General features: G+C 37.6%; 19 protein-coding genes, 6 tRNA genes and 1 riboswitch. Of the genes, 10 read left to right on the plus strand and 15 right to left on the minus strand.

Annotated elements, in window-relative coordinates; translation table 11 throughout:
* Positions 1-42: 42 nt before the first annotated feature.
* The 10 genes from A6E06_RS09560 to torR all read right to left on the minus strand — a co-directional run bounded on the left by A6E06_RS09560 (position 43) and on the right by torR (position 7606).
* The gene (locus tag A6E06_RS09560; protein WP_065592469.1) at positions 43-885 is read right to left on the minus strand and encodes an energy-coupling factor transporter transmembrane protein EcfT; all 843 of its coding nucleotides are present in this window, start codon (positions 883-885) and stop codon (positions 43-45) included.
* The gene (locus A6E06_RS09565) at positions 875-2584 is read right to left on the minus strand and encodes an ABC transporter ATP-binding protein (protein WP_065592468.1); all 1710 of its coding nucleotides are present in this window, start codon (positions 2582-2584) and stop codon (positions 875-877) included. The genes A6E06_RS09560 and A6E06_RS09565 overlap by 11 nt, the downstream gene beginning before the upstream one ends.
* Positions 2585-2587: 3 nt before the next feature.
* Positions 2588-3139 carry an ECF-type riboflavin transporter substrate-binding protein gene (locus tag A6E06_RS09570; RefSeq protein WP_065592467.1) on the minus strand — a complete coding sequence of 184 codons (552 nt, stop codon included), beginning with the start codon at positions 3137-3139 and terminating at the stop codon, positions 2588-2590.
* Positions 3140-3539: 400 nt separating this feature from the next.
* Positions 3540-3626 (minus strand) — tRNA-Leu (locus A6E06_RS09575).
* 117 nt (positions 3627-3743) lie between these two features.
* Positions 3744-3817, minus strand: a tRNA-Cys gene (locus tag A6E06_RS09580).
* Between the two features lie 50 nt (positions 3818-3867).
* A tRNA-Leu gene (locus A6E06_RS09585) sits at positions 3868-3954 on the minus strand.
* 118 nt (positions 3955-4072) lie between these two features.
* Positions 4073-4146: transfer RNA gene (locus A6E06_RS09590), tRNA-Cys, on the minus strand.
* Between the two features lie 129 nt (positions 4147-4275).
* Positions 4276-5220: a 23S rRNA pseudouridine(2604) synthase RluF gene (gene rluF / locus A6E06_RS09595; RefSeq protein WP_065592466.1), complete on the minus strand. Its 945-nt coding sequence runs from the start codon at positions 5218-5220 to the stop codon at positions 4276-4278.
* Between the two features lie 119 nt (positions 5221-5339).
* Positions 5340-6713 (minus strand): hypothetical protein, encoded by a 1374-nt coding sequence (locus A6E06_RS09600; protein WP_065592465.1) that lies wholly within the window; start codon positions 6711-6713, stop codon positions 5340-5342.
* Positions 6714-6907: 194 nt separating this feature from the next.
* Positions 6908-7606, minus strand: coding sequence for a two-component system response regulator TorR (torR, locus tag A6E06_RS09605; protein ID WP_065592464.1), 699 nt, complete (start codon positions 7604-7606; stop codon positions 6908-6910).
* Between the two features lie 234 nt (positions 7607-7840).
* Here torR and torD point away from each other — a divergent pair, with 234 nt between their 5' ends.
* From torD to A6E06_RS09625, 4 genes are all read left to right on the plus strand, one after another.
* Complete coding sequence (torD, locus tag A6E06_RS09610; protein WP_065592463.1) at positions 7841-8488, plus strand: molecular chaperone TorD; 648 nt, start codon at positions 7841-7843, stop codon at positions 8486-8488.
* A gap of 274 nt (positions 8489-8762) precedes the next feature.
* Entirely contained in the window at positions 8763-9770 is a 1008-nt protein-coding gene (gene purR / locus A6E06_RS09615) for an HTH-type transcriptional repressor PurR (RefSeq protein WP_065592462.1), read from the plus strand.
* Positions 9771-9925: 155 nt separating this feature from the next.
* A riboswitch (cyclic di-GMP riboswitch) is annotated at positions 9926-10012 on the plus strand.
* 126 nt (positions 10013-10138) lie between these two features.
* Complete coding sequence (locus tag A6E06_RS09620; RefSeq protein ID WP_065592461.1) at positions 10139-10726, plus strand: TfoX/Sxy family DNA transformation protein; 588 nt, start codon at positions 10139-10141, stop codon at positions 10724-10726.
* A 250-nt stretch (positions 10727-10976) separates the two neighbouring features.
* Entirely contained in the window at positions 10977-12656 is a 1680-nt protein-coding gene (locus tag A6E06_RS09625; protein WP_065592460.1) for a sensor domain-containing diguanylate cyclase, read from the plus strand.
* A 20-nt stretch (positions 12657-12676) separates the two neighbouring features.
* Here the strand turns inward: A6E06_RS09625 and A6E06_RS09630 are convergent, their stop codons facing one another.
* Positions 12677-13417, minus strand: coding sequence for a hypothetical protein (locus A6E06_RS09630; protein ID WP_065592459.1), 741 nt, complete (start codon positions 13415-13417; stop codon positions 12677-12679).
* A 115-nt stretch (positions 13418-13532) separates the two neighbouring features.
* On the opposite strand from A6E06_RS09630, the gene A6E06_RS09635 reads away from it, so the two are divergent.
* Positions 13533-13835 carry an MGMT family protein gene (locus A6E06_RS09635; RefSeq protein WP_065592458.1) on the plus strand — a complete coding sequence of 101 codons (303 nt, stop codon included), beginning with the start codon at positions 13533-13535 and terminating at the stop codon, positions 13833-13835.
* A gap of 34 nt (positions 13836-13869) precedes the next feature.
* On the opposite strand, the gene A6E06_RS09640 is transcribed toward A6E06_RS09635, so the two are convergent.
* Positions 13870-14382, minus strand: a complete 513-nt coding sequence (locus A6E06_RS09640) for a YbaY family lipoprotein (protein ID WP_065592457.1) — start codon at positions 14380-14382, stop codon at positions 13870-13872.
* A 232-nt stretch (positions 14383-14614) separates the two neighbouring features.
* On the opposite strand from A6E06_RS09640, the gene tesB reads away from it, so the two are divergent.
* Entirely contained in the window at positions 14615-15478 is an 864-nt protein-coding gene (gene tesB, locus A6E06_RS09645) for an acyl-CoA thioesterase II (RefSeq protein ID WP_065592456.1), read from the plus strand.
* Between the two features lie 58 nt (positions 15479-15536).
* Here tesB and A6E06_RS09650 read toward each other — a convergent pair whose 3' ends face one another.
* Positions 15537-16004 (minus strand): Lrp/AsnC family transcriptional regulator, encoded by a 468-nt coding sequence (locus A6E06_RS09650; RefSeq protein WP_065592455.1) that lies wholly within the window; start codon positions 16002-16004, stop codon positions 15537-15539.
* A 137-nt stretch (positions 16005-16141) separates the two neighbouring features.
* Here A6E06_RS09650 and A6E06_RS09655 point away from each other — a divergent pair, with 137 nt between their 5' ends.
* Both A6E06_RS09655 and queC read left to right on the plus strand, forming a co-directional pair.
* Positions 16142-17206: a PLP-dependent cysteine synthase family protein gene (locus tag A6E06_RS09655; RefSeq protein WP_065592454.1), complete on the plus strand. Its 1065-nt coding sequence runs from the start codon at positions 16142-16144 to the stop codon at positions 17204-17206.
* 102 nt (positions 17207-17308) lie between these two features.
* Complete coding sequence (queC, locus tag A6E06_RS09660) at positions 17309-17992, plus strand: 7-cyano-7-deazaguanine synthase QueC (protein WP_065592453.1); 684 nt, start codon at positions 17309-17311, stop codon at positions 17990-17992.
* A gap of 105 nt (positions 17993-18097) precedes the next feature.
* On the opposite strand, the gene vexH is transcribed toward queC, so the two are convergent.
* Positions 18098-21208 carry a vibriobactin export RND transporter permease subunit VexH gene (gene vexH, locus A6E06_RS09665; protein ID WP_065592452.1) on the minus strand — a complete coding sequence of 1037 codons (3111 nt, stop codon included), beginning with the start codon at positions 21206-21208 and terminating at the stop codon, positions 18098-18100.
* Positions 21209-21210: 2 nt separating this feature from the next.
* Complete coding sequence (locus A6E06_RS09670; protein WP_065592451.1) at positions 21211-22269, minus strand: efflux RND transporter periplasmic adaptor subunit; 1059 nt, start codon at positions 22267-22269, stop codon at positions 21211-21213.
* A 306-nt stretch (positions 22270-22575) separates the two neighbouring features.
* Between A6E06_RS09670 and A6E06_RS09675 the strand changes: the two genes are divergently transcribed.
* Both A6E06_RS09675 and A6E06_RS09680 read left to right on the plus strand, forming a co-directional pair.
* Positions 22576-22659, plus strand: a tRNA-Tyr gene (locus A6E06_RS09675).
* A gap of 84 nt (positions 22660-22743) precedes the next feature.
* Positions 22744-22827: transfer RNA gene (locus tag A6E06_RS09680), tRNA-Tyr, on the plus strand.
* Positions 22828-22889 lie beyond the last annotated feature (62 nt).

A 22889-nucleotide genomic window follows, 5' to 3' on the forward strand; every position in this document is an offset into this window, starting at 1 on the left:
CACGCTGCCTACTTTTATTATCTCTTTATCTTATTTATGGTATTAATTGAATGGATACCAAAATAGCGACGTCTCAAACACTCGCTTTATAATCGCTAATACCACAATAACGAATAACCCTAACATAATCACTTTATCTGTTTTAGTTATCGCTTTTTCACTAAACCACGTTCGACTTTTCCCTCGACCAAAACCTCTCAATACCATTGCATTTGATATTTCATCTGCTCTGTCTAAACTAGAAAAAATCAGTGGTCCTAATATCTTTGCTATATTACTAATTCGTGTAAATACGGGAACATTCTTCGATAAATCAACACCACGGGCCTGCTGTGCGTGCATAATATTTATAAAGTCACTTTTAACTTCAGGCAAGTATCGTAACGTTAAGCTAACCGCATAAGCTATTTTATAAGGTAGACCAAGACGATGTAAGCTTGCTGCAAACTCTGTTGGGTGTGTTGTAAATACAAATACCAAAGCAATTGGGAACATACTAAAGTACTTTAACGTTACTGTTACTAAATAAAATAAGGTCTCTTGAGTAATTGCATAACTACCAAAGATAGGCAATAAAACAGTCGTAGAACCCAACAATTCATTCCCTTGATTTGGCGCAAGTAAAAACATAAATACAGCATTCATACTTAATACAGTTGCAGTGCCAATCAAAAGAGGTTTATACGCAGAAAAAGGCACCTTCGTCTCTTTCAATAAATATAAACCGATCAGTATTAAGGGAATAATAATTCGCAAATCAAATGTGGTTAATACAACCGTTATCCATGTAATAAACAACAAAAACTTAGTCACACCATTTAACTGGTGTAACCAAGTACCAAGATCCACATAGTTAATACCAAAACTTTGCTTATTAGTGGACATTTTGTTTACTCTCATGCTCTGCTGCAATAAATTGCTGTATAAATCCTGTAATATTTTCTATCTCTAACTTTTCAGCTAATTGATACAAACTTGTCACTGTTAGATTTGCTTTATTAAGTAATTCGGGTTGACTGAAAACGTTAATCACAGCTTGATCGGCGATACATTGACTGTCAGCAATAACAATCGCTCGAGTTGTATGTTCTAAAACTAAATGCATGTCATGAGAAATAATAATGACCGTTAAACCTAGCTTTTGGTTTAATTGATTAATAAATTCAAGCATCGAAGTGTAATTCTTGTAGTCTTGCCCTGCTGTTGGTTCATCTAGAATCAGTAATTCCGGCTCCAAAACTAAGATAGAAGCAATCGTCACTCGTTTTTTCTGCCCATAACTTAATGCATCAATTGGCCAATGACGAAAACGACTTAATCCACATAGCTCTAACGCATTAAGGACTTTCTCTTCAATTTGAGTTTCAGATAACCCACAATTCACTAAACCAAAAGCAACTTCATCATAAATCATGTGATGAGATATCATATGATTCGGATTTTGAAGAACAACACCTACCTTCTTAGAGCGCTCATAAATAGAAAGATCAGCTAAATCTTGTCCATTTAATAAAATAGCCCCTTGGTCTGGAGATAAAACACCCATAACAAGTTTAGTAATCGTTGATTTGCCCGATCCATTTTTACCAAGGATTGAAACAAATTCACCTTTATTTACTATAAAAGATATATTTTCTAAGGCATTCACTTCATTGTCATACGAATACGTAAGTCCATTAACACTCAGCAACGGATTATCGATTTCAGATTGAATTGGTGTCGTATCCATATTTTTAAACCAAGCAGATACCGCTGGTTTTATTACATCAACAGGAATTTCTGATAAATTCGCAATATTGGGTACCATTGAAAGATCCAATCTACATTGCTTCAATAACGATACGTATAATGGCTCTCTGATCCCATGCTTAGTTAATAGCGTCGATTGAATTAATGTATCAGGACTCATATCTGCAACGATTTCGCCGTGATCCATCAGTATAATACGATCGACTGAGCGATATAATACGTCTTCTAAACGGTGTTCGATGATAATGACGGTTTTTCCTCTGCTTTTATGCAGCTCATCAATGATATCAATCGTCGCTTTACCCGTTTTAGGATCAAGACTTGCTAAAGGTTCATCAAATAGAAGTAAATCGACATCATCAACCAAGATCCCGCCTAATGATACTCGTTGCTTTTGACCACCACTTAGATCATAAGGTGATTTATTTAATAACGATTCTAAATCCACCATTTTTGCAGTATCACGAACAACTGGATACATTTTTGCTCGTGAAACCATTTGATTTTCAAGAGCAAAAGCAATGTCTTCACCTACAGTTAATCCCACAAACTGGCTGTCTGTGTCTTGTAGTACGGTTCCTACATTTTCCGTGTATTGTTCTATTTTCCAGTCAGAAACATCGTTACCATTAAGGTAAAGTTGACCTTCAACTTCACCTTTTATCGTATGCGGAATAAGGCCATTTAAGCATTGGCCTAATGTTGACTTTCCGCTGCCGCTAGGGCCGACAATTAAAATCTTTTCTCCTTGCTCTATCCTTAGATTGATATTTTTAAGCGTCGGCTTATCCTGTGACGCATATCGAAAAGAGAAGTTTGAAAAGGTTACGCTCATTAATTATGGCGCCTCAGTTAGGTTTGTACTTTGTTTTTTACGTTTTGCTAGGTTAGTCAAAATTAAATAACCAACAATCGCAATCAAGGCCGTGTTGCCTGCAGCAATAATACAAAGTTGAGTAAATACTTTCGCAAATGGTTCAGCGTATAACACCGTATCTAAGAATGCAGAGGTGCCATAGCCAATAACATTACCCACAAAAGCCAATACTACAAATATTAGAAAATCTTTCTTATCAAAAAAACCTACTTCGATACGGTTTTTAGTTATGATCGGGAATAAACCAATGATCATCCCAACAATACCAGAACCTAATACCCAAGTAAGCCAAACTCCCCAACCTGCAAATAAATCTGTCACCCAGTGACCAATAAAACCGACTAAGAATCCAACAATTGGGCCGTACAATACTGAAAATAAAGCAAGAACAGCCATAGCAGGTTTTAGTGTTGTATTCGCAAACACAGGAATACCAAACATAGGTAAGCCACCGATGCCATATAAAGCAGCACCAATAGCAATAACAACAACAGTTTTAGCAGAAAGGTTCATAACGTTCGCCTTGAAGCAAAAGTGATATAGGAAGAAAGGCGCGTATTATACAGTAACTCGAGCGGTTTGGAAATGTTTACATCTAGACGGCTATTTGTTTTTATACACTCAAATAATCCCATAAATTTAATATGTTATCTCTTACTGACTTATTACTTACGTCTGGTTAAATTCCCACCGAGTATTTAGCCAATAATTACGTATATACCAGACACTATCCCTAAATATAAGACCAGATAAGCAAATGATTTTACGTCTTCAAAATAAGCGGTCATATTTATAAATACAACAAAGTTTAGTGCTGCAGATACTTTTCATTATCCTCCCTTAGAGAGCAAGAAGGAGAAACTAAATAGACATAAAAAAAGGCTCATCATTTCTGATGAGCCTTTAAAAAAGATGGTGCCCCGGGCCGGACTTGAACCGGCACAGCGCGAACGCCGAGGGATTTTAAATCCCTTGTGTCTACCAATTCCACCACCAGGGCACGCAATTTCTCGCGATGCTTCTAACCATGCTCTCTATTTAAAGAGGGTTGACACCATCTGTAATTACCGCCGAAGCCGTAACTTTTAATTCTTTCATTCCACTTACTAGAAGTAAATGGAGGCGCCTCCCGGAATCGAACCGAGGTTCACGGATTTGCAATCCGCTGCATAACCACTCTGCCAAGGCGCCAATATTTTCACTTACTTTTTATACAACTGATATCAATTGTATAAAATAGATGGTGCCCCGGGCCGGACTTGAACCGGCACAGCGCGAACGCCGAGGGATTTTAAATCCCTTGTGTCTACCAATTCCACCACCAGGGCACGCAATTTCTCGCGATGCTTCTAACCATGCTCTCTATTTAAAAGAGGGTTGACACCATCTGTAATTACCGCCGAAGCCGTAATTTTTAATTCTTGTATTCCACTTACTAGAAGTAAATGGAGGCGCCTCCCGGAATCGAACCGAGGTTCACGGATTTGCAATCCGCTGCATAGCCACTCTGCCAAGGCGCCGTATCTGTTTACGGGGCTTAATGTAACTGATTTAAAAAAAGTGTCAAATAAAAAATTGCATTTAACACTTCGTTTGTAGACTTTATCGCCAAAACCAGACTAAATCAGTTAAGGTGTTGAAAAAACAATCTATTTAGGGCGCCACACTTTAATTTCTGATTGAGGTTTACCCTGCTCTTTACGATCATTTTTTCTTTTAGGTGCGGAGTTACCAAAACGTTCTTCTTTCGCTTTTTCACGACGCTTTTCATTAAATGTATTATTCGAGTGATGATTACGGCCCGAACTCGCTTTTTTCATCACACGTACTTTACCATCAATTTCTTGAACTTTACGTGATGCTTCTTCTGTCTTACTTGACGTTCCGATCATATTATTAATCTGTTCCATTTCAGGTTCAGTCAAATAACGCCATTCACCAGAGGATAATCCACCTAAATCAATATTCATGATACGTACGCGTTTTAGTTTAAATACTTCATAATCTAAGTATTCACACATACGACGGATTTGACGGTTAAGCCCTTGAGTTAAGGTAATCCGAAAAACAAAGCGAGATTCTTGCTCGATTTTACATGGTAAAGTAATGGTATCTAAAATAGGTACACCCGCTGCCATCTGAGTTAAAAATTCATCAGTGATCGGTTTATCTACTCGTACTACATACTCTTTCTCATGCGCATTACCTGCACGAAGAATTTTATTAACGATATCCCCATCGCTGGTTAAAAAGATCAAGCCATCCGACGGTTTATCTAAGCGACCAATTGGGAAAATACGTTGTTTATGATTAATATAATCAACAATATTGCCTTCAACATGACGCTCTGTTGTACACGTGATACCAACTGGCTTATTGAATGCAATGTAAATACGTTCTTGCTTCTCTTTTAATGGTTTTCCATCAACCAGAACTTCATCACCGTCAGCAACTTTAGTTCCCATTTCAGGTAACTTGCCATTAATAGTAATACGTTGTTGATCAATAAGCTTGTCTGCTTCTCTGCGTGAGCAATAACCCGTATCACTAATGAATTTATTTAAGCGGGTTAATTTAGGATCTGGTGATGTCATGATGTACCTCTAAAAAGTGAACAGCCGCAGTGTATCAGAAACGGATAAATATCCAATAAAAAAGCACCTTAACTCAATGTCTAAGGTGCTTTGTTCTTAACGATTAATAGGGTCACCTATTATTTAACGTTAACAGCCTTGTTAACTTCTACTGGAATTACAACGTCATTCACTGTCGATGTTTCAACAATAGCCTTCTCGACAGAAGGATCTTCCACCTCAACTGGAACTACCTCAGTAGCCGTTAGCGCTTCAGCAACTGGCGTATCTTGAGTTGCAGTGTTCACTTCCTCAACAACTACCGCTTCCTTTTCTTTGTAAGAAGCAATGACACCATTCAAATTATTAATTAAATTATCATTTCTCTCAAGTTGCTGTGTTAATAGAAGTACTTGCTTTTGAGAATTAACACGATCTTCTGTTTGGTTTTCAACCGTGACTTCTAATGTTTTTATTTGAGCATTAAGCCCTTTAATCTTCGCTTCTAAGTCGGTTGTATTGTTAATATCATGCATCTGCTGTACTGCATTCAAAATTGAAGATGTTTGCGCTCTTAACGGCTCATCACGATAATCATCACCGTTAATGGCTTGAGAAATAGATAACAACTTATTTTCTACTTCTAGAACAGATTGTTCAAACTCACCGTTCTTAACCGCTTTAAGTAATTTAACTTCTGCTGCCATATTTTTAAGATGATCAAGCTGGAAGCGAGTTTTAGCAACTACATCAACAATTAAAGCTTTGTCACGGTTATTCGCTTGTACTGCTTTCTTTGTTTTATCTAGTTCAGCTTTCGTTTGACCATAGCTTATTGGCGCTATCGTTCTAAAACCTTTATTCGTTAATCCTACAAACTCTTTTTCCAATGGCACTACGTGTATTTTTAACGTTGTTTCAATTTCAATCACTTTTGCTTGTGTTAAAAAAGAGGCTTGGCTAGTCTGAGCCTCAGCAATCCCCTCTTCAATTACCGTAATAAATAACTCTCTGTATTGCTTATTTAAACTTAAAAAATCTTGCGGATAATACGTTTTTACATCGATTGAATTAAGATATGCCATTTGTGCAATAGCATCTGATAAAACAACATCCGCTGTTTCTTTATAATTTTTAAGTTTACTTAACGCCATATCGGCATCCGCGACTAAACTCATGTATTTAGCTGAATAACTTCCAGAAGAAAACATTGAATATTCTTCATTGATTAAACTCGGTTCTTTCTCTATATCTGAAAATACATCCTTTGCGTCAATCCAATCTTCCATCATATCTGTGTAAGTGGATTCAGAATAAACTTTGAAATTGTCTAAAGAATCAAACGTGACTTTATCTAATGCATACTGCTTTTGAAGAGCATCGAACGTGGTAGCCGATGCTACTGGTGCATTAGTTTCAATTGCAACAACTGCAGAACTCTCATCAGTACTTTGACAACCGATAACACCAACTAATGCAGAGGTAATCACTGCCATTTTAAAAAACTGTTTCATGCCGAACCTATAATAATTTTATTTGAATAGACAAGCGCTGTGCGCTCCTATCGATATTTTATTATAAAAATCAATTAAAAGCAGAATTTCTTACTAATGAATCACAATTAAAATTGACAACTGCACTGGCATAAAAAAAGCCACTCAATATATGAGTGGCTTTTTTAAAGATTAAATATTGATACTAATAAATATCAATCACCAGCAAACATATAACCTTCACCATGAACGGTAACAAATATTTGTGGGTTTTTTGGGTCCATTTCCATTTTTGCACGCATTCTTCGAATAAGTACGTCAATGGTTCGATCATTTGGAGCATCGACTCGATGGCTTATCATATTCAAAATTCGTTCGCGTGATAGAACCGTATTAGGGTATGACGATAAGGCAACTAGTAACTCATACTCAGCTTTAGTTAACTTAACGGGTTCGCCATTATTTGATAACGCACGACGTTGAATATCAAATGTCCATTCCCCAAAGCGAACTAGATTTGATTCATCTAATTCTATTGGTTCATGAACCAAAGACATACGCCAAAATAAATTCTTAACTCGAACTAATAATTCGCGTAATTCTACAGGCTTAGTGACATAGTCATCTGCACCCATTTCTAGACCAACGATTCGGTCAATACTATCTGTTCGTCCTGTAACGAGAATAATACCAATGTTAGATTGACTGCGCAGTTCGCGAGCCAATAATAAACCATCCTCTCCTGGTAGGTTTATATCAAGCATAATTAAATCAACTTTTTGTTCAGCCAAAACAGTTCGCATCTCTGCCCCTGTTTCAGCCTCGCTCACTTGATATCCCTCGGCTTCAAAGTAGCCTACAAGTTTAGAGCGAGTTACCACTTCGTCTTCAACAACTAAAATGTGATAGCTCATAATATTCTCTTTAATGGTTATTTAGATAGTTCTTATCTTATTCTATTCATATTTTGTAATAATGCCAACTCTCAATTGATATTTCTATTGTTTAATTGATTCAAAACAATTATTAACAAAAACGGTTTATTTAATTTTTACACATATCCTTATACAGCCTGTTAATGATAGGTGCTATTCCTTTTCATACTTATCCAGTACAATTCTTAAATAAATTTCTTGGAGCAAAAATACATGAACGAATTAACTGAATTTAACAAACAACGTGCTGAAATTTACTGGTGGCTATCTAGCTTATTAGCAAGTGAATTAACAACTGAGCAACTAGAGCAATACAATAGCTTTGAGGTACGTACCTTTTTATCTGATTTAGGAAAAACACCTGAATTAACAGATACAATCAACGCGTTAATTGAAAAGTTAAATCAACTTCAAACTCGTGACGATGCACAGTTAGAGCTATCTGCTGATTTCTGTACCGCTTTTTTAGGTTCAGATAAAAACAGTGCCCTTCCTTATGCTTCTATATATTTAGATAAATCAGGTCTTCTTAATGCAAAACCTGCTCAAGATATGCGTGAATTATTAGCTAAATACAATATAGCTCAAAAGTCTGAGTTCAACGAACCTGCAGATCATATCGCTATTGAATTAGATTTTCTTGGAAATTTAATTCTAATGACAAATCAAAAAACATCTGAAGAAGAATTTGAAGAATATATGAATGCCCAATTGTCATTCATCAATGCTCAACTTTTGTCTTGGACACCTAAATTCAACCATATTTGTAAAGAAAGAGATGACTTCGGTTTTTATGCTGCAGTAACCTCGTTTCTTGTAACCTTTCTACAACTTGACGTTACTTTTCTTACAGGTGAGTAATTAATGACTTCGTATGTTGATACAATATCTTTACAGTCATGTGATATAAATCAAATCGCTAACAAAATTTACTAAATCAATAATTGTTTGCACTATGCTTTATCTATAAAATGTGAGCGCAAACGATAAAATCGAACATTAAATGAAAACCGCATTTTTAGCGGTTTTTTTCATTTATAACCAGGGCCTATTTATCTTCCATCATACCAAGACAAAACTCTCTATTTTGTTGGAACATAAATAGCCCCTTATTTTACCTATTTAAGGCTTTTATATGGCTACTATTAAAGACGTTGCAAGAATTGCTGCGGTTTCTACCACCACTGTTTCTCATGTGATTAACAAAACTCGCTTTGTTGCAGAAGCAACTCAAAAGCGCGTATGGGAAGCAGTTGAAGAGTTAAACTATGCCCCTAGTGCGGTTGCTCGTAGTTTAAAGTGCAATACGACACGTACTATTGGCATGCTAGTAACTCAATCATTTAACCCATTTTTTGCTGAAGTAATGCACGGGGTTGAAAATTACTGCTACAAACAAGGTTACACACTATTTATGTGTAACACTGAAGGCGATTTAGATAAACAAAAACATTACCTTCGTATGCTTTCTGAAAAACGAGTAGATGGCTTATTGGTTATGTGTTCAGACCTTAATGAGCAGTTATTAGCGTTACTTGAAAAAAATACAGAATTACCAATGGTTATTATGGACTGGGGCCCAGACAGCCCTCGCACAGATAAGATCATTGATAACTCTGAAAAAGGTGGCTATTTAGCAACAAAACATTTAATTGAAAATGGTCATACTCAAATTGCTTGTATTACAGGCCAAGCGGACAAAACTACGTGTAAAGAACGTGTTCATGGTTTTCAACGTGCTCATGAAGAAGCTAACTTACCATTTAAATCAGAATGGATCTTAGAAGGTGATTTTGAATGTGCTTCTGCATCAAAAGCCGTTGATAAATTATTAGCTATGGAAGTACGTCCTACGGCTTTATTTTGTTTTAACGATATTATGGCTCTGGCTGCAATCAGTCGAATTAAGCAATCTGGTTTACGAGTTCCTGAAGATATTTCTATTATTGGCTACGATAATATAGAACTTTCAGCTTACTTTTCACCACCGCTAACGACGATCCATCAGCCTAAACGCCGAGTAGGTAAAACCGCTGTCGAAATCTTATTGGAACGCATTAAAGATAAGCACCACGAACGTCGTGTTTTTGAAATGCAACCCGAGGTGGTATCTCGAAGCAGTGTCTTAGATCGTACTAAATAGCGGTTATTTTCTTTGCCATAAATGAGGGTTGGTTCAAATAATATCTAAAACTTGAACCAACTTAACAAAAATAAAAATAAATTTTTTGAAGCAAGATCACACTATACTTAATTCCGCAATAACTACCTTTATTGATTGCTATATCATCAACGAAGTCACGAACAGGGCAAACTGTGCGAAAGTGCAGGACGCAAAGCCTCCGGCCTACGTATTGAAAAATATAAGGTAGCGGGGTTGCCGATGGTAAGTAATCTCTCTGGTATTGTTAATTTTCACTTTAAAATAACAATGCCTTATTTTGAACTTGCTACTATTTCCTCGGGCTCAGTTGTTTAGTGACGTAGACTTACTAACCGAGAATTATTGCAATGGATAAACCAGTACTAAAAGAATCACTTCGATTACTGTCATCTTTAGGCACTATCACTTCACGCTCAATGTTTGGTGGTTTTGGCATTTTTATTGATAGCACCATGTTTGCTCTTGTTGTTCAAGACAAGCTGCATTTGAGAGCGAGTAGTGAAACTATCAACTTATTTAAAGAGCAAGGGTTTGAACCTTATGTTTATAAAAAACGTGGTTTTCCTGTTGTCACTAAGTATTTTGCAATTTCAACTCATTGTTGGGAAGATCCTGACTCTATCTTAATTCAAGCGATTACTGCTTTAGATGTCGCTAAAAATGATAAAGAAAAACAACAGGCCGCAGGCCCATCACGTATTAAAGATTTACCAAATCTCAGATTAGCTACGGAAAGAATGCTTAAAAAAGCAGGAATTAATACCGTGGATGAATTACGTGACACCGGCTCTGTAAATGCCTATAAAGCGATTCAACAGACACACTCAAGTAGTGTAAGTGATGAATTACTTTGGTCTCTTGAAGGAGCGATTAAAGGTACGCATTGGTCTGTTGTTTCAGCTGAAACACGAAGTGAATTAAGAAAACTATTATAATAAATATATACGCCTTAATCTTATTTGCTATCTAAAAAATATAGATTAAGGCGTTATTTTCTTTGATATCCTACCTTTCACATCTCATCCAATCGTTATTATCATTCATTTAGTTAAAAAGCGATAATCCTCCACGTTTTACATCTTCACGACAATAATCGCTGTTAGTTTATATCACTATCAGTTAATCTCACCCCCAATATATGGAATAAAAAACTGTTAAACAGTTCACGTTTTACAAGGTGCATGGATGAAAAAAAATACCATTAGCAAAAAATGGCTTTATTTACCTATAATATCAACGATATTAACGATAACGCTTGGTTTATTTGTATTCAATTCAACACTGTCAAACTGGCTTGAACATAAGGTAGAAGGCAGCTTATCTGAAGAAATAACTCGTCTTATTAAAGACATTAACGACGATAATATTTCTTTTACCGATTTAAAATCATTAGATGTTTACATAAAAACGAAACTAGTGATTGCCAAAGAAGATCATATAACATTAATTACATCTGACGGAACCCCGATTGCCGATAGTGATATTTCTTTAAGTTCTGTTTTACAACTTGAAAATCATCTAAACAGACAAGAGATCGTCAACGCTCAAAACTTTGGGTATGGCACTTCGACTCGCTTTAGTACATCTCGCTTTAAAAACTTACTGTATTCAGCAAAATCATTCGAATATCAAGGTTCTACGTACATCCTTAGAGCAGCTACGCCATTAACTCGCATTGATGCAATGGTGGAAGAGTTGATGAATATTTTAATTATTTTAATGAGTATTAATATCGTACTTGTTATCGCTTCGTCCCTACTAAGTAATAAACTGATTCAACAACAAGTTCAAAATGAGCAAGACTTACAAGAAGAGCGTATTGAACAACGAACTCAAGAAATAGAACTCTTACATCGCCTTGCAACTATGCTGGCAGCCTGTAATTCAATTAATGAAGCTCAAATGGTGGTAGAGGATATCCTCCCTAGAATTTTAGGGGATGTGAACGGTGTTGTATCCTTAATGCGTTCCTCTAGAAATCAGTTACTAGTAAAGCTTGATTGGGGTGGCGCGTGGCCTGGCAGTAAAACTTACGCACCTGAAGAGTGCTGGGCATTACGTAAAGGTAAATTCCATTTCGCTAATGATAAATACACAACGTTACCTTGTTCTCATATGTCAGCGACAGGCATTGATCAAACCCTCTGCATTCCGTTAACTGCGCATGGCAACACCATTGGTATGATGCACATCTATTTAGGTAATACAGATAATTTAGATGACAATGTTAAGAAACTTGCTTTTACCGTTGCCGAGCACTTAGGCCTTGCTTTAGCCAATTTAAACTTACAAGAAAAATTGAGGGAGCAGGCAATAAGTGATCCTTTAACTGGTTTATATAATCGTCGCTATTACGAAGAAACAATTAATCAAGAAATTATGCGTGCTCAGCGACACAAACAAGAAATGTCGATCCTAATGCTAGATCTTGACCACTTTAAACGTTTCAATGATAACTACGGTCATGATGCAGGGGATTATGTACTCAAAACTATCGGCTCATTACTGCTTAATATCATGCGTGGTGAAGATACAGTCTGTCGCTTAGGAGGAGAAGAATTAGCTATTATCTTACCCAATACAGGTGCAGAAGGTGCATTACATGTCGCTAATGAGTTATGTAAATCGGTTAGTGATCTTCACCTTGCAATTAAAGACCTATCATTAGGAAAATTAAGCGTTTCCATTGGTATTGCGACTTATCCCAAAAATGGGCTCCAATCTGAAGATATAACTAAGTTAGCGGATATTGCTCTTTATGAAGCAAAAGGCCGAGGCCGAGATCAAGCCTGCCATTACGACGAACTTATTCAATCTCCAGACGTTGCTGAAATCACCGAAGATACACTTATAATCAATACTTAACACATACTGAACGGATGAGCCTAATCAACAGGCTCATCCTCATCAACCTGCATCATAAAATCAGTGACCCAACCAATTAATAAAATCATTAACCACGAAACCATAATGGAAGTAGGCACTTCAAATTTTGGCGATATTATTAGTGTACTAAAGCCAATAACAGGTAAAAGCCAAGACATCATTGGTAGCCAATCACGATACTTAGACCGGCTAACACTCTGTAAACACACAATCAATCCAGTAATTGATAAGGCAACAAGCGCAGCATGCTGTAACCCTCCTATCCATAAAGGGATCACTAATACTAAAGGCCACCAAGCATTTCTATTTACTGGCTTCCAACTTCTTGCTGCAACCCACACCAGCACAACACTTAAAATTTGAAGAAAGGTTGAATACGCACTACCATTTAATTTACCTTCGTACTGTAATGCCATAATTCCAGCTTCCATTGCAATAACAACTGAAACTATAAATACAACTAGATGAATACTTTTACGCCGAGAAAAAACAACCATCAATACAGGGAACAATGTCCAAACTGCAATTGAAAGTGATAAAGGTTGAGAGTCCAAAGTTAAACCAAATAATGACATTCCAACGAGCAATACCCACGTTGCGACTCCGCCTTGCGGGATCAACCAAAGCATCGGAATGGCTAAAGCAAGTAAAGGTAACTGCCCGCCACTGATACCGAATGCCAAGACACCGATGACAACAAGTATAAAACTTAATAAAATTGATAACACAGCTAATAACATCACTTTCCCTCCTTGGTATAGAGTTGTTTACTTTGTTACAATTTAAGTTTAGTGGCAATCACCCGCTTTATCACTGACCAACCTCTCTAATTTCTAAAATAAGGTAGTTAATCTAATGGATGAGTTTATTCATTGTATCTATTTAAATTTATTTTATGTCCCAAAAGGAAAGTTGATCACTTATGGCCAGCTTGCCGCACTAGCAGGGTTTCCTAAGCATTCACGTCATGTTGGAAAAGTTTTATCTCAATTACCTAAAGACAGTAAACTACCTTGGCATAGAGTCGTAAACTCTCAGGGGAAAATTTCGTTACAAGGGGAAGGATTTGAAACTCAAAAAAAGAAACTAGAGAACGAAGGTATTGTAATTCGTGACGATGGTAAAATTCTACATTTCAAACAAGTAGTCATGCACTAAGCATAACTACCCATCGAGAGTGATTTAGTCAATATTATTGACGTACACCTTTAAGCAATAACTCTTGTTGCATTGTTTTTGCTTCATCAGTGATCACGGCATAATTTGTATCAGTGGTAAATCGTAATTTACCATCAATTGTAATCGTAGCTCGAACAGAGTAACGATGATTTGGCTGAATATCTGCAGTTTTGAATTCTAAAGAGTAATCAAATGGAGATGATTTTTCACCCGCTTCAAATGTTTCTTCTGTGATGGTTTTTGATGGTGCATCAGCCAAAGAAACATCTGATAACGTTACCGTAATAATTGCGTTTTCAGGTAGAGCAATACGCTCACGGTAGCCAACACTGCCCGTCACTACTTGCGTTTCAGCAACGTCAATAACTTCTGTATTTGATACGTCGCTTTGAGCTGTCTCTTCTTGTACAACTTGTACAGCAACGTCTTGTTTCACTGTTTCTTTTTCAGTTTGATCCGTTGAATTACAACCAACCATTGTGATCCCTGTAGCCACAGATAACGCCACTAATAATGATTTTTTCATTTTATTCTCTCTTTATTTATATATTCTGATAAAAACAACATAAATATAAACCTAATATATTGAGCTGTCTTGTTATCAGCTTCATCTTTGACAGAAAACTAACTCAATTACAGTAAAATAACACGGTCTTGATGTTATTTTGCCCCAATTAACATCCTGTTTAACTTATTGAACTCAACCTGAATCTACCTCACAATAGAGTAATAACGTCATAAGTACTTAAGGCACAAAAATGAATAAACCATTAAACGAATTATTAACCCTTTTACAGCTCGAACAATTAGAGCAAGGCTTATTCAGAGGGCAAAGTGAGAATTTAGGATTACCCCAAGTTTATGGCGGTCAAGTTATTGGACAAGCACTCTCAGCGGCTCGTTATACCGTTGATAACGCAAGAACAGTACACTCTTTTCATAGCTACTTTTTATATCCAGGCGATCCTGAAAAAGCCATCATTTATGACGTTGAAAATCTCCGTGATGGCAGAAGTTTTAGTACTCGTCGCGTAAAAGCGATTCAAAATGGACGCCCTATTTTCTATTTAACGGCTTCATACCATGGTGATGAGCCAGGGTTTGAACATCAATCAGCAATGCCAGATATTGCTGGACCAGAAAACTTTGCTTCAGAAACACAACTTGCAGAAGCGATTAAACATGTTTTACCACCAGCGGTTCAAAAGATTTTCTGTGGTGAGAAACCAATTGAAGTTCGTCCTGTAAATATAGTTAACCCACTTGCTCCTAAAAAAGCGGCACCAACACAACATTTATGGATAAGAGCAAATGGGGATTTACCTGATGATCAGCTAATTCACCAATATCTATTAGCATACGCTTCTGATTGGGGTTTTTTACCAACAGCACTTCACCCACACGAAGTCAGCTTATTAACGCCTAATTTCCAAGTAGCGACAATTGATCACTCAATGTGGTTCCACCGCCCATTCAAAATGGATGAGTGGCTGCTTTACTCTATTGAAAGTACCAATGCGAGTGGCTCACGTGGTTTGGTGCGTGGTGAAGTATTTAATCAAAAGGGTGAACTCGTTGCTTCTGCAATACAAGAAGGCGTAATGAGAATGAAAAAGAAATAAGCCTAAACCGACATAATGCAGGTCAGTTATTTATGTGACCTGCTAGTAATCTAAACCGTCATAAAGGCAATTCTGTTGTGTATTTTAATGGTTCCATTGCAAAAGTACTGGTCACGTTTGATATATCATCCACACTATTAACGAGCTTTTTATAGAAACCATCGAAGGCCTTCATGTCTTCAGATAACACCTTGATCATGTAGTCATACTCCCCCGCCATTCGATAAAACTCCATAACCTCAGGGAAATCAGAGACGGTATCTACAAAGTGGTTATACCATTCTTGAGAATGATTGGAGGTTTTAATCAATACAAAAGCGTTAAAACTTAATCCTAATTTTTCCGGGTTCAGTAAAGCTACTTTCTTTTGAATCACACCCGCTTCTTCTAAACGTTTTAGGCGCTTCCAACATGGTGTCGTCGTTAAGTTAACCCCTTCTGACAATTCTTGAAGTGAAATCGTACAATCTTTTTGTAATAACAAAAGTAAAGTCTTATCCACCTTATCTAGCTCATGCTTTCCCATAGAAACCTCAAAATAGAAAAATTTTCTTTTTAAATGACAGTATGAAGTAAATATAGCAAAGTTTTTCTCATTAGATAACGGTAAATTATTCACATCGCTACTATTATTGACATTGACCATATTTAAGGAAAATCATTATGTGTACAGATCATAACTGGATCAATAACGCTATTCGTAAAATTGAAGCTGATTACCAACGATCTGCGGACACGCACCTTATTAAGCTTGACTTGCCAATGCTTGAGGGTATCGATGTATATTTAAAAGATGAAAGTACTCATCCTACAGGCTCCCTTAAACATCGTTTAGCTCGTTCGCTTTTTCTTTATGCTATTTCAAATGGTTGGATTGGTCCAAATACGCCAATAATAGAATCCTCTTCGGGCAGTACCGCTGTATCTGAGGCTTATTTTGCTCGTTTACTTGGACTGCCATTTATTGCTGTTGTACCTCGTAAAACAGCAAGTAAAAAAATTGAGATGATCAAATTTTACGGTGGAAAACCACACTTTGTAGAACGTTCAGATGAAATTTATGCAGAATCTCACCGCCTTGCAGAAGAATTAAACGGTCATTATATGGATCAGTTTACTTATGCAGAGAGAGCAACTGATTGGCGTGGAAACAATAACATCGCTGATAGCATCTTTAACCAAATGACGTTAGAAGATCACCCTAAACCAACATGGATAGTAATGAGTCCGGGAACTGGTGGGACATCAGCAACAATTGGCCGCTTTATTCGCTACCAAAAATACGACACCAAATTATGTGTTGTTGACCCTGAAAATTCAGTTTTTCACGAGTTTTTTAAAACAGGAAATAAAGATCTGACTTTACAATGTGGCAGCAGAATCGAAGGGATTGGACGACCTCGCGTTGAACCAAGCTTCATTCCTGGGGTTATCGATGAGATGCGTACTATCTCAGACGTTGAAAGTGTTGCAACAGTCCGCTGGTTAGAAAACATCCTTGGCAGAAAAGCGGGAGCCTCAACCGGAACAAATTTATTTGGTGCGCTGCAACTTGCTTGTGAAATGCAACAACAAGGAGAGAAAGGCTCAATCGTAACTCTACTGTGTGACAGCGGTGAACGATACCTTGATACTTATTATAATGAGGAATGGGTAACTGAAAATATAGGCGATCTTACTCCTGTGCTTTCTCAGTTAGAGGAATTTGGAAAAACAGGTCTATTATAAACCTTAGTAATTTGAAAACTATTTCCTAATTAAAGCCATCGATCATCGGTGGCTTTTTTACTACAATAGCGAACAAACAATCCTATTGAGATTTCTTATATTATGTCTACAGCTATCGTTGTATTTAGTGGCGGTCAAGACTCCACCACCTGTTTAATTCAAGCTCTTACACAGTATGAACACGTTCATTGTATTACTTTTGATTATGGCCAACGTCATAATCAAGAAATTGAAGTAGCAAAAAAAGTCGCTCTTGAGTTGGGTGCGGCCTCCCATAAAGTAATGGATGTCGGCTTATTAAATGAACTTGCTGCCAGCTCATTAACTCGCGATAACATCCCTGTGTCTCACGAACTGCAAGAAAACGGCTTACCAAACTCTTTTGTTCCGGGCCGTAATATTCTTTTCTTAACCTTGGCGGGTATCTACGCCTATCAATTAGGTGCGGAATCAGTCATTACAGGAGTATGTGAAACTGATTTTTCTGGTTACCCAGATTGTCGTGATGAATTCGTAAAATCGATCAACCAATCTCTTGTATTAGGCATGGATCGTAAGCTTAGAATTGATACGCCATTAATGTGGCTAAATAAAGCAGAAACATGGGCGCTAGCTGACAAGTATGGAAAATTAGACTATGTACGCAATCAAACATTAACCTGTTATAACGGTGTGATTGGCGATGGCTGTGGTGACTGCCCATCGTGTGACTTACGTAAGAATGGTTTAGACGACTACTTAGAAAATAAAGACGCAGTAATGGCTGATTTAAACTCTAAGATCTAAAACGAATTGGCCTTACTTTTAAGCTAATTTCGTTTAATTTAGAATTAAAAAACGCCCATCTTTAATAAGAAAGATGGGCGTTTTTCTTTTAGTTAAGATACAAAATTAATGCGAAATTCGACCTTTAATATCATGATCTATTTCTTTATTAAGTTGCTCTTCAACATAACCAGGTGAGTGTGTGCTGCCAGAAATCAATCGATACATTGCAGGAATAACAAACAACGTTACTAACGTCGCAAATGCCATACCAAAGAAAATAACCGTACCTACTGCCACTCGGCTTTCATAACCAGCACCTGTCGACATAATTAATGGAATAGCACCCGCTAATGTCGTAAATGCCGTCATTAAGATCGGACGTAAACGACGAGCAGAAGCATCAATAATCGCTTGCTCTAACTCCACGCCTTTATCACGCAGTTGGTTAGCAAACTCAACAATCAAGATCCCATTTTTAGTTACCATTCCGATCAACATGATCATACCAATCTGGCTGTAAATATTTAGCCCCTGCCCCATAATAACTAAACCAAGGAATCCACCGAATACACCCATTGGTACAGTAAACATCACAACCATAGGGTTGATAAAGCTTTCAAATTGGGCCGCTAATACAAGATAGGCAACCAGTAAAGCTAAACCAAATACCACTAAAATACTTGATTGGTTTTCTTTAAAGTCTTTTGATTCTCCTGTGTAAGCCACTGAAATGTCACTTGGTAACATTTCAATCGCTTTTGCATCTAGATAATCCAGAGCATCACCTAACGTCGCACCATCTTTTAAATTTGCAGTTAACGTTATCGATTTTTGCTTATTGGTGTGTGATAAACGAATAGCAGAGGCCACTTCATTGATTTTAGTTACCGTATCTAAAGTAACGAGATCACCTGTCGTCGTTCTCATGTAAATCTGACTTAAATCAGCTGCATTATTAAAGTTATTTTCGTCACCACGCAAGTACACGTCATACTCTTCACCACGGTCGACATAAGTTGTCTCGCTTTTACCACCAAGCATAATTTCAAGCGTATCAGAAATATCAGAGATCTTAATGCCCAGTTCTGCGGCACGATTACGATCAACAGACACCACTAATTCTGGTGTTTTCTCTGAATAATTAATATCCGCACCTTCCATTAATGGGCTGTTATTGGCATCTGCTTTTAATAGTTCACCCCATTTTTGAAGCTCTTTATAATCAGAACCGCCAAGTACAAATTGAACTGGTTCACTTGAGCCACCGCGGAAACCTGGCATCATTGGAAATACACGAGCATCAGGAATATCAGCTAAGGTCTTCCTAATTAACCCTAAGCCCTCTTGAGCGGTTAATTCTCTATCAGCCCAATCTTCCAAGATCATAATAACGAAACCTGTTTGGTCTCCAGCATTACCGCCAAAAGCTGGAGATTGAATACTGAATGATTTTAGGAAACCTTGACCAAGTAATGGCATTAAACGCTCTTCAACAATATCCATGTTTGAGCTCATTCGGTTATAACTGGTTGCATCAGCACCACGAACAAACGCGAATAATACGCCACGGTCTTCTTGTGGTGTTAATTGCGATGGAACTTGTTGCATTAATCCGTAACTGCCACCAATACAAGCCAAAATGATAACTGGAGCTAATAAACGCCATGCTACCGCTTTACTCACCGATTTACGGTAACCTCGCTCTAGACCTGCGAATAATTTATCCACAAATATATTAAATCGATTTGGTTTTACATTGGCTTTTAAAATCTTACTGCCGAGCACTGGTGTGAGCGTCAAAGCGATCAATGATGAGAATAAGACCGACATTGCTAATAACACTGAAAACTCAGTAAATAAGAGACCAACCATGCCATCCATAAAGGAAATAGGTAAGAACACCATTACAAGCACAAGTGTCGTAGCAATAACCGCAAAGCCCACTTCTCTAGTGCCCTTATAGGCAGCTAAAAGTGGTGACTCTCCTTTTTCTAAATGATGGAAAATATTTTCAACTACCACAATGGCATCATCAACTACTAAACCAATCGACAAGATCAATGCCATCAAAGTAATAAGGTTTATCGAGAATCCAAAGTAGTACGCCGCCATAAACGACGAAATCAAAGAGACAGGAACCGTAACGGCAGGAATTAATGTTGCACGAGCTTGGCCAATAAAGATATACAGCACCAAAATAACCAAACCACCGGTAATAAAGAGTGTGCTGTAAACTTCTGAAATTGAACGATCAATAAAAACGGTAGAATCATAATCAATCGCTAAACGAGTACCTTCAGGTAGAAACTGTTGGATCTTCTCTACTTCTTCATGAACTAAATTCGCAACATCTAATGGGTTTGCATCAGATTGTGGGACAATGCCCATACTTACATTAACAACACCATCACTTTTAAAGGTCGAATTTTCGTTTTCAGCACCAATGAACACATCAGCGACATCTTTTAGATAAATTGATGTTCCATCGCTGGCGGTTTTGACAACAAGATAATTAAAGTCTTCTGCTTGGTTGTAGAGGCGCTCGGTTCGAACTGACATAACGATAGCGTCATTGCGAACTTCCCCCCCTGGGCTTTCTATATTTTCAGAACGCAATGCTGCCGTAATATCTGATGCTGTCACACCGCGGCCAGCCATTAATGCGGGCTTCAACTTCACGTACATTACTTTGTAAAGACCACCAGAAATATCAACCGAGCTTACACCGGTAATCAAACTGAATCGATCAACCAATACACGTTCGGTGTAATCGGTTAATTCAGTGCGGTCCATTACGCTTGAGCTTAAATTAATGTATAGCGACGCTTCACCAGAGCCATTATTCTTAAAAACTATCGGGTCATCGGCTTCATCCGGTAAACTTCGTTGAGCACGAGCTACCGCATCACGCACATCGCTCACCCCGGTATTTAAGTCGTAACCCAAATCAAAGGTAATCGTAATGCGTGACATACTATTACGAGTAGTTGATTCGATTTCATCAATACCACTAATACCTGAAAGTTGATCTTCTAATACTGTCGTTATCTGGCTTTCAATGATCGTCGCCGATGCACCTTCATAACGAGTACTAATTGATACTACAGGGCTTTCAATATCTGGCATTTCACGTACAGCAAGTTTACTAAATGAAACCGCACCAAATACACACAACAATAAACTTAAAACAATGGCAACGACCGGCCTTTTTACTGATACATCAGACAACCACATGATTATTGTCCTTCTGAAACAGATTGAGCAGGTTCTTTCTCAAGCTGCTTTACAACCACGCCATCACGCATATTCACTAATCCTTGAACAACGATATCTTGACCAATAGATAAGCCCGTACTAATAACAACACGGTTTTCAACACGAGCACCTAGAGTTACTTCTGTTCTCGTTACTTTATTATCTTCACCAATGACATAAACATAACGTTTAGTACCAGAGTATTCTAATGCTTGAACAGGAATGATTGGCGCATTAATCGAAGGAAAATCAACCGTTGCGGCCATCAACATCCCTGGTTTCATTTTGAAATCTTTATTTGGAAATTCAATTCGAATACGTAAGTTAAGTGTTTCAGCGTTAATTCGAGAATCAATACCAACTACTTTTCCAGTAAATACAGTAGAGCCCCATGCTTGGCTTATCGCTTCAACTTTCATTCCCGTAGATAACATAGATAGATAACGTTCAGGAATTTGTAAATCTAACTGCATCATAGATAAATTATCTAGTGTTAGTAGCTCAGTCCCTGCACTCACCATCTTCCCGCGGCTAAAATCAATGAAGCCAACCGTGCCAGCAAAAGGCGCTGAAATATGAAGATCTGCCAAATTTGCATTTGCTGCCTCTAAACGAGCTGCAGCAATATCCACACTCGCTTTTTGACCATCAATTTCCGTTTGTGTAATCGCATTCTTTTTTGCTAAACGTTGAAACTCTTTTAACTTACGCTTTTCATCATTTAAATACGCACGTGCTTCTTTTATTGAGGCACTGGCCTTATCATCATTTAATTGAACTAAAAGCTGGCCTTTCTTCACGTCTTGATTCGCTTTTATAGCAATACGATCAATTTTCCCAGAAACCTCTGGAGATATAATGACAGACTCTGCTGCCTCTAGCTTGCCAATAAGGGATAAAGACTGAGAGATCTCATGCGTTGCAACTTCTTCAGCCACAACAGCAACCGCTTGATTTCCTCTTGGTTTCTTAGCATAAGAAGGTGTTGATAAAGTGCATGCCAGTAAAACCGAAAGAGCAATAGACTTAGTTTGATTCATATTGATACTTATTATTTGAATAATTGAAATTACTTACTGACTATAGTTTACCAAGTGAAAGTACTTTTGTTCGTCAATGAATGTAAAGATGCCGCAATAAACTGTAAAAACAATTACTTCTGTATGAGCTATTTTTAGTTGATTTGTTTAAAATTGATGCTTTTTACTCCTTTTTGACGAAAAACCAATCATTTAAACCAAAAAGCAAAGAAAAGTGCTTTACAGGAAAACGAAGTTTGCTATTATTCGCTCCGAACTTGGCAAGGTCGTTGGGAAAACTCTCGCTAAGTATAAAAATCTCTCGTTGGGGGGGTTCCCGAGTGGCCAAAGGGAGCAGACTGTAAATCTGCCGCGTAAGCTTCGATGGTTCGAATCCGTCCCCCCCCACCATTATTCTTCTTGATTGTATTAACGATTAAGATAACTTGATTGCTCCGTTGGGAAACGAGTTAGTTAAGTATAAAAATCCCCGTTGGAGGGGTTCCCGAGTGGCCAAAGGGAGCAGACTGTAAATCTGCCGCGTAAGCTTCGATGGTTCGAATCCGTCCCCCTCCACCATTATTCTTCTTAGTCGTTATTAACGAATAAGATAACTTGATTACTCCGTTGGGAAACGAGTT

This window comes from Aliivibrio sp. 1S175 (assembly GCF_001690985.1).
Lineage (GTDB): Bacteria > Pseudomonadota > Gammaproteobacteria > Enterobacterales > Vibrionaceae > Aliivibrio.